6 protein-coding genes and 1 pseudogene are annotated in these 7,932 nt (G+C 69.6%); 2 read left to right on the top strand and 5 right to left on the bottom strand.

Features of this window, described 5'->3' with window-relative positions; genetic code table 11:
• The 3 genes and pseudogenes from E1265_RS29840 to E1265_RS39815 form a co-directional block, all read right to left on the bottom strand.
• Positions 1 to 1,147, bottom strand: a pseudogene (locus tag E1265_RS29840) (tetratricopeptide repeat protein); the annotation flags it as partial.
• Positions 1,144 to 1,593, bottom strand: a complete 450-nt coding sequence (locus E1265_RS29835) for a hypothetical protein (protein ID WP_132934103.1) — start codon at positions 1,591 to 1,593, stop codon at positions 1,144 to 1,146. The pseudogene E1265_RS29840 and the gene E1265_RS29835, both read right to left, overlap by 4 nt.
• 160 nt (positions 1,594 to 1,753) lie before the next feature.
• Positions 1,754 to 2,062: a hypothetical protein gene (locus E1265_RS39815; protein WP_243741208.1), complete on the bottom strand. Its 309-nt coding sequence runs from the start codon at positions 2,060 to 2,062 to the stop codon at positions 1,754 to 1,756.
• Between the two features lie 443 nt (positions 2,063 to 2,505).
• Between E1265_RS39815 and E1265_RS37405 the strand changes: the two genes are divergently transcribed.
• Together E1265_RS37405 and E1265_RS29820 are read left to right on the top strand one after the other, a co-directional pair.
• Positions 2,506 to 3,027 (top strand): peptidase inhibitor family I36 protein, encoded by a 522-nt coding sequence (locus E1265_RS37405; RefSeq protein WP_165953929.1) that lies wholly within the window; start codon positions 2,506 to 2,508, stop codon positions 3,025 to 3,027.
• Between the two features lie 6 nt (positions 3,028 to 3,033).
• A complete protein-coding gene (locus tag E1265_RS29820; RefSeq protein ID WP_132934101.1) occupies positions 3,034 to 3,480 on the top strand; it encodes a hypothetical protein in 447 nt (148 codons plus the stop codon).
• Positions 3,481 to 3,634: 154 nt separating this feature from the next.
• Here the strand turns inward: E1265_RS29820 and E1265_RS29815 are convergent, their stop codons facing one another.
• The gene (locus E1265_RS29815; RefSeq protein WP_243741207.1) at positions 3,635 to 4,540 is read right to left on the bottom strand and encodes a helix-turn-helix domain-containing protein; all 906 of its coding nucleotides are present in this window, start codon (positions 4,538 to 4,540) and stop codon (positions 3,635 to 3,637) included.
• 311 nt (positions 4,541 to 4,851) lie between these two features.
• Positions 4,852 to 7,359: a DEAD/DEAH box helicase gene (locus E1265_RS29810; RefSeq protein WP_132934100.1), complete on the bottom strand. Its 2,508-nt coding sequence runs from the start codon at positions 7,357 to 7,359 to the stop codon at positions 4,852 to 4,854.
• Positions 7,360 to 7,932 lie beyond the last annotated feature (573 nt).

Genomic DNA, 7,932 nt, shown 5'->3' with positions numbered 1-7,932 from the left:
CGGTGAGGGTGAGGGCCGGGCGGGCCAGGCCGGCGGGCTCGGCTTGGTTGGCGGCGTCGAGGGAGAGCAGGAGGGCGGTGTCGACGTGGCGGCCGTAGCCGTCGGCGTCCGCGTCCGCTGGCAGCGCCTCGGCGAGCCGCCGCTGCTGGTCGGTGAAGAGGGTGAGGTAGTCACGGCAGGTGGTGTCCTGGTTGGCCATGTAGGCGGCGGCGTGGGACAGCGCCAGCGGCAGATACCCCAACTCCTCTGCCACCTTGCCGACCGCGTCATCGAGGAGGTGGGCCGCCCCGAAGGCGGTGAGGCTCTGCTGGAGGTAGGCGGCGGCTTCCTGCGGGGTGTAGACGTCGATGTCGATGAGGGTGCGACCGCCTCCTCTCAGGATGGCGTCGCGTAGCCGGGTGGTGGCCACCGTCCACCCGCCCCCACCGGCGCCCGCACCCCCACTGCGGCTGGTGGGGGGCCACCAGGTGGCCAGCGCGGTCGGGTTGGTGATGTCGTCGAGGACGATCAGCCACGTGCGGTCGGTGGAGCCCAGCCATTCCAGGAAACACCGGGCGTCGGCCTCCGGGTCCTCGCCGGCCGCGCCGGGTGCGCGGACGCGTGCGGCTGCTTGGGCGTAGGAGGTGATGACCTGGGTCGCCTCGCCGGCCGCCACCCACATCACGAGGTCGGTGCCGGTGTTGAGGGCGTCGGTAGCGCAGGCTGCGGCGAGCTGGGTCTTGCCGACCCCGCCCCCGCCTGACAGAACCTGGGAGAGCACCACCCGGCCGTCCGTCTGCCGGCCGCGAGCGATCGCCTGCCGTAGGGCGTTACGGGGCTGGAACGCGGACGCCAGCGGCGGGGTCGGCCCCAGCTGGACAGGCCAAACCACCGGCTCGGCGGGGGCCGGGAAGTGGTACTGCCTGTTGTCGATGACGGTGCTGTTGTCGCCGAGGGCAGAGTGGTCGATATCCCGGCCGGCCCCCACACCACCCTTGGCCACCTGAAGGTTCACCGGCCCGGGCGCCGCCGGGACGGGTGCTGGGCCGGGCGGCGGGCCGTCGTCGGCCGTCGGGGCCTGCGGCACACCCTCGCTCCCGCCGTCGACACCAGCGGGGTTGGCGGCGGTGTCGGGTCGGGGCTTCCGCCGCCGGAACAGCGGGGTCACGGTTCGCGCCGGCTGTCGTCGCCCAGCGCGCTGTCGATGATGTCGCCGCCAGCGACGACGCTGCCATCGCCGACGCGCACATCTCCCGACCCGGAGGGCGGTGGGCCGCCGGCGGGGGGAGTGGTTGCCGGTCCGCCGACTCGGGAGCGGTCGCCCAGCGCGCTGCCAATGATGCTTCCACCCGCGACGACCGCGTTCTTCCCCGCCACCACGCTCCCCCCACCCGTCGACGGTGCCGGTGCGGGGGCTGGTGGGGTGCGGACCAGGGCCACGGCGGCGATCACCGCGCTCACCACCCCAGTGATGGCTCCGGTCACCGCGAGGACCAGGCCGGTGGTGTCCTGATCGGCCAGGACGGCGACCAGAGCCAACCCCACCGCGGCCACTCCGCCCACCACGGCGACCGCCCAGACCGCGATCCTGCGCGCACCACTCACCCCGGCCACCTACATCCCCCTCAGTCGACCGTGATAGTCCGTCAAACCCCCGTCTACCCATCAACATAGAAGAGAGCGGGCCCTTCCCGCACCATCCGGTGCGGGAAGGGCCGACGCTGCCTGGCCAACCGGCGCCGGCCGGCATCTGGCCCGTCTCCGAGGCGCGCCTCTACAGCCCGAGTTCGTCCAGGGCGGCCTGTTGCTCGGGCGTGAGCCGGTCCCGCCTCGACCGCATGTTGCTGCGCCAGACCCCGCTGATCCAGCCGAGGCGGCGCATGTGGTCGAAGTCGGTCCTGCGGACGCCGAGGCGTTCGGCGGCCTGGTCCGGCCCGAGCGGGGAGTTGGCGGCGACCAGCTCCGCCAGGTCGCCGCGGCGGCAGAGGTCGTCGACCTGGCCGGGGTGAAGGAGCGAGCCGTTCGGGTCGCCGGCGCGCTCGCCGCAGTCGGCACCACCACCGCTGCGGCCAACGACCACCACGCCACCGACACCCGCTGGACCTGGACTGTGCTACATCGCCACCCGCGACTCTCACTTCTACCTGGCGTGCGCGCCGCCGGCGGCGCCGGGCGATGGGGCCGCACCAAGACCAGAACAAGGCCTGGCTCGTCACGGCTGCGCCCCGTTCCGGGTTCTCTTCACCCGCAGCGCGCCTGCCACAACAGGACTATTGCCGGCGGCTCGGCAGCAGGAGGGCACGGATAGTCAAGAACCAGGTTACTGAGGGCCATGTGATCTCCCCCCGCCCAGCACGTATTTTCTTGCTGAGCCTGGAAGCCACGGGGCATTCAGGCGGGAACGGGAAATCTCGAACGCTGTCAGGGGGAAACGGAATGGGGAGGGAAAGCATGAAAGCCCGGAAGCTAGCTGTGAAGGCACCTAGGGGGCGGAGGGCGTTCAGCAGGTCCGCGGTCGTCACTGCGGTGGCCGCGATCGCCGGCACCACGGCACTGACACCCACAGCGGGCGCGGAAGCTCCGCAGGACACCGGCGCGCTGGCCGTCTACCAGGATGAAATGATCGACCTGTCCGAAGGCTGGCAGGGCGCCCAGGTGTGCGGCGGGGAGATCGGGCAGCTGTTCCAGTGCCACGAGACCGCCGAGGAGTTCCAGCAGTTCCTGGCGGAGACGGACACCGGCGAGGTCGGCGCGAACGCCAGGACCGACTGCAGGTCCGACACCCTGTGCCTGTGGGAATGGCCGGAGTACACCGGCCGCTTGCTGTACGTCACAGGGCGGGGCGGCGGTCTCGACCTCGCCGACTACAACTTCGCGGGAATCACTTCCTCGGTCTGGAACAACCGCGACCAGGGCGCCCACCTGATCGACGTCCGCAACAACTGGCCGGACGACAGATACTATCTGAGCCCTGACGAGTACCGGATCGATCTCGACAATCAGGGGTTCAACAACAGGACCGACGAGGTCTGGCTCGACGCCAACTGATACCTCTTGAGATGGTCGCCCGCCGCCGCCCGCGCCCCACCGGCCGGAGCCGTGGCGGCCGGGGCCAGCGACGAGGGCGGTTCCAACGAGATGCTCCGTGCGCGGTCCGCCGACAACGCCGGCTCGTGGGAGCAGTACCGCCTTCGCTACCAGGGCAGTGACGTCTGGGCACTGCAGAACGTGAACAACGGGCGGTACGTCACCGTCGAACGCGAGGCATCGGAAGAGAACGCCAACGTCCTGCGCGCCCGCGCGAGTTCCGTCGAGGGCTCGTGGCAGGAGTTCCAGTTGAGGTGCTACTCGGGCACCACCACCTGGATGCTGTACGCCGTCGCCAACAGTCGCTACGTCGCCGTCGAGCGTGAGTTCACCGGCTACAACGCCAACGCCCAGCGGGCACGGTCGGCGTCCGTCGGCGGCAGCTGGGAAGAGTTCGGCCTGTACCTGCACTGAGTCGCCGGGATGAGAGGGCTGGGCGCCTTGGCGATGGCGCCCAGCCTGTCCGAGACCCCTTCGACCCCGGGCCGGGGGCCAGAAGGCCGTCGCGGCCGATGACGGAGGATGTCGCGGCTCCGGGGGATGGGCGACGGTGAGGTCGGGCCAGCCATCATGGTTCTGGTGGTCCGAGCGCCTGCGCACGGTAGTCCCGGGGCGGGGCACCGTAGGCCGCGCGGAAGGCGCGTGAGAAGACTGCGGGGTCGGAGAAGGCCCAGCGGGCCGCGATGTGGTGGATGGGTACGCTCCGCTGTGCGGGATCGCCGAGATCGCAGCGGAAGCGTTCGAGGCGTTGCTGGCGGATCCATGCGGCCAGGGTGGTCCCGGTTCCGAGTGTGCCGAAGAGCCGATGGACGTGGCTGACAGAGATGTGGTGCGCGACCGCGACGGTCCTGGGTGTCAGGTCCGGATCGCGAAGGTGGTGGGTGACGAAGGCTTGGATGCGCAGGGCCAGGGTGCGGCTGCGGGTTTCGGGCGGGAGGCGGTCCTCGGCATCGAGCTGGTGGGCGAGGGTCACGGCCAGCAGGTCGGCCAGCACCGTCTCCAGCCGTGGCCCGTCCGAATACCGGAACGAGTAGGCGTCCCCAGCCAGTTGGGTGAGAGCCATGGCAAGCAGCGCGCCAGGCCCTTCCCGTCCGGGCAGCCGCCTGGTGACGAGTGGGCTGATGTGCTTCTCGGCGAGCGGCAGGAGCCTTCTGGGAATCTCGAGTCCGATCAACCTCGTCGGGGCGTTGACGAAGTCGAAGGGCCGGGAGGTGTCGACGATGTACATCTCCCAGGGGCCGTGAACGGCTTCCCTGCCGGCCTGGCTTATGCGCATGGTGCCGCGTAGCGGGAGGGAGAGGTGGTAGAGCTCCGGGTCCGAATGTCGGATCAGCCTCGGCGTCCCTTGAAAGGTCATCGGCGAGCATGTCGTCGGCCAGACACTCACCGAACCGAGTTTGAGCAGGCGCATCTCCGCGTCGAAGCGATCGACGTGATCAGTGCCCATGTCCATGGGACAGATGGTTTCCAGCATCAACTGGCGCCAAGGTCAAAGCGGTCCCCCACGGGCACAGCACTGGTCCGGAACTCCGTCTCGAACATTACAGCTCCCAGGCCGCTCCGATGGCTCCGGCGGGTGGCGCCGGCACGAGACGAGCGTAGGAAAGAGCGATGAACAGACGATAAGCGATGGCTGTGCGCCGATCGGATGAGGCTCTGGGAGGTGTTAGTTGCGGTGGTGGGTGATGTGTTCCATCCCCAGCGGATGACGAGCTCGTTGAGTGCGCGGCCGCCCGCCCCTGCGTCAGGCGGGCACAGGGCCGTAGCCGTTTCGACGCGGCGGTGTCAGCCCTGGAGTCCGATCTCATCGAGGGCGGCCTGCTGCTCGACGCTGAGTTTGTCGCGCCGGCTGCGCGTGTTGCTGCGCCACACCCCAAGCTTCACTGGCACCGTCTCGGGCTGCTCCTGGTCCCCGCCGCTGGCGGCGGCGTCTTCGAGGAGCAGGTGCTCGACATGGCCGCGGGGAACCTTCAGGTGACCCTCCCTCGCGAGGTATTGGTGGGCGGCGGCGAGGCCCCGTTCGAACGAGCCGCCACGGCCGCCCGTGGGCTTCCTCGCGGCCGGCACCGCAGCACCGCTGGCCTCCGGCCCGGCGGGCTCCTGCGCGCCCTCCACGGCGCCCTGAGTGGCCTCAGGGGCCGTCTGGAGCGATCCGATGCCCAGATCCGCGAGCAACCCGCGCTGCGCCTCGGTGAGGTGCTTCCAGCCCTGCCGCTGCCGCCGGAGCCACGTGCCGATGTCGATGCCGGCGATGGTGACGCCGGGGAGGATGTCGTTGGGGTCGGCGCCGCCGTCGACGCACTGTTGGACTCCGGCGTAGTTGCGCTGCCACTCGATGGGCCAGGTGGGGTTCCAGTGCTCGTCGATCGCGGCCAGCTGGTCGCGGCGGCGCTCGGCGCGGGCCGGATCCTTTCCGAGGCCGCCGGGTCGGCGGAGGTTGGCTAGGAGCATCCCGACGGGTCGGTCGAGGATGGTGGCGGACCTCGGCGCGGCGAGGGTGCCGTACTCGCCGTGGTAGGCGCGTAGGACGTCGAGGGTCTCTTCCCAGGCGAGTTCGCGTTCGTCCCAGACCATGCCGAGGGCTTCGAGGCGGCGGGCGCGGTTGCCGTTCATGGCGCCGGCCTGGAAGGTCTTCCGCTGATCCGCCACCCACTGCCCCAGCGGAAACGCACCCTCCCGGTGCGAAAAGGGCGTCCGAGCGTGCTGCTCGCGCTTCACGAACGCTCGCAGCGCCGCCAAGCCCCGCTCCCAGTCTTGGCGTTCGGTGTCGATGACGTTGTAGGCGATCCACTCCGCGATCGCCGACGGGTCGCGCTTGGAGGAGAACTTCAGCAGCAGCCTTGACTCCTCCTCGCCGTCCTCGGGCGGGAGGCCGATGTCGGTGGTCGGCGACTCGGAGCCTGTGTTCGTCTGCGGAATAGCCAATAGCTCGACGGCTTGTTCGTCGTGCGCCCGCAGCCCTTGCAACACTTTGATGAGCGGCTTGTACGAGGCGGAGGTGAACATGTCCTCGGGCTGCTCACCCGGCGCCAAGAACACCGGGACGATAAGGGAAGCGAGCTTTCCCTCGCCTGGCTTTTGCCGCAGGGCGCGGCCGATGGCCTGGACGATATCGACCGGCGATCCTTTCGGATCCAAAAGGGCGACCGAGTCCACCGCCCTGATATCGACACCCTCGCCGAGGACCCTGCAATTCGAGAGGATCGCGAGGCTGGCGCGGGTGCCGAACTCGCCCAGGACCTGGCGGCGGTGGTCGGCCTCGTGCTCACCCATGAGCCAGCCGGCCCACACCTTCGCCGGGTACCGCTCCGGCTCCGCGGCGTGCAGCTTCTTGGCGACCGCCGGCAGCCCTTCCGCGAACGCCTGCGCTTCCAGGGTGCGGTGGTGGAAGGTGATCACCGTTTTGAGGTCGTGCTCGCGGGCCGTCTTCAGCATCGCCGCCTGGAGCGCGCCCAACCTGAGGCCGCGGATCTCCTCCTCGCGCTTCTCCGGCCCGTGCAGCCGCCCGGGAGGCAGCTGCGGGTCCACGAGCTCGACCACGATGATCTGATACCGCGCCAGCAAGCCGCGCGCGACGCCGGCCGCCAGGTCCATGCGGTAGACGACCGGCCCGAAGATGGACTCGTCGTCCATGCTCGCGGCCATCTCCTCCGGCAGCGGGTCCCGCAGCGGGTCGGAGGCCGGCCGCTCCTGCCAGATCCGCGGCGTCGCCGTCAGATACAACCGCCGCAACGCCGGCAACAGCCCGTTGTCGTGGACATCAGCCCACGCCTTCCCCACGCTCCCCGAGGTGCGGTGCGCCTCATCGACCACCACCAGGTCGAACGGCTCCATCACCAGGCCGTAGGTGGTGGCCGTGTCGAAGGCCGCCACCAGGACGGGAAGAGACGAGTAGGTGGCGTACACCGTCACCGGGCCCTTCCCATGCCACAGCGCCAGCTGCGGGGCGCTCGTGGTCGCCCGCACCCCGCGACCCCACAACACCGGGTCGTCCTGGAGAGAACAGACCGCCACCGACGCCCCCCTGTGGCCGGCCGCCTGCCACGCGACCACCGTCTGAGTCAGCAAATCCAGCGTCGGCACCAACACCAGAACGCGCCCATTCCGCGCCACCCGCCGGGCCGTGAAAGCAGCCACCATCGTCTTTCCCGAGCCGCACGGCATCACCACCGTCGCACGCAAACCAGCCACCGGAATCCGCATTCCCGGCGGAACATCCAGCGCCCGCACCCCGGCCTCTACCGCCTCAATTTGATGATCCCGGAGCTTAAAAGACGTCGTCGCCAATTTCATCTCTCCCCGACAGAGAACCGATGGACCGAAGACGACCGACACCCACTGATGCGCTCAGGAGGGGAGCCGCCTAGATCCCTGAGTCTACACAGATGCATCCGCCATGATGCGGCAAGTTGATGCACTGTGATGCACGTCACCACTACGGTTGATGATGCCCCATCAGGCGACAGAGCCCGGGCGCACTTGATACCCGACACGCGTTACCCAGAAGGTGGAGTGCGTCACGATGTTGATCCGATTAGACGTGGAGTCCATCCGGCCGGGTACGATGACCGATGCCCGGGGGCACCCCGGAAGAGTGGCGGGCCACCACCCCCCACTCCCGGGCCTAGCCTGGGATTCCTGTAGTTACACAAGCTGCATCGCGGGACGATGCAGCCACTCCCTCCCCCTACTGCCGTTGCTGCCGCCTTTCCGCCGGAGCGAAGCGGAGGCGGGGGATTCGCGCGAAGCGCGAATCCAACTACCCGTCAAAACGCGCGAAGCGCGTATTGACCGTGTGGCGCGAAGCGCCACGCCACCGCCCGCGAAGCGGGCGGTCATACAAGCGCGCGCAGCGCGCTTGTACCC

The organism is Streptomyces sp. 8K308 (assembly GCF_004348315.1).
Classification (GTDB): domain Bacteria; phylum Actinomycetota; class Actinomycetes; order Streptomycetales; family Streptomycetaceae; genus Streptomyces.
This window is presented reverse-complemented; position numbering and strand designations above follow the sequence as displayed.

What these genes read in the sequence shown, in the direction of transcription:
- E1265_RS29815 (WP_243741207.1), bottom strand. Translation starts at nt 4,540, where the DNA reads ATGCTGGAAACCATCTGTCCCATGGACATGGGCACTGATCACGTCGAT.
- E1265_RS29810 (WP_132934100.1), bottom strand. Translation starts at nt 7,359, where the DNA reads ATGAAATTGGCGACGACGTCTTTTAAGCTCCGGGATCATCAAATTGAG.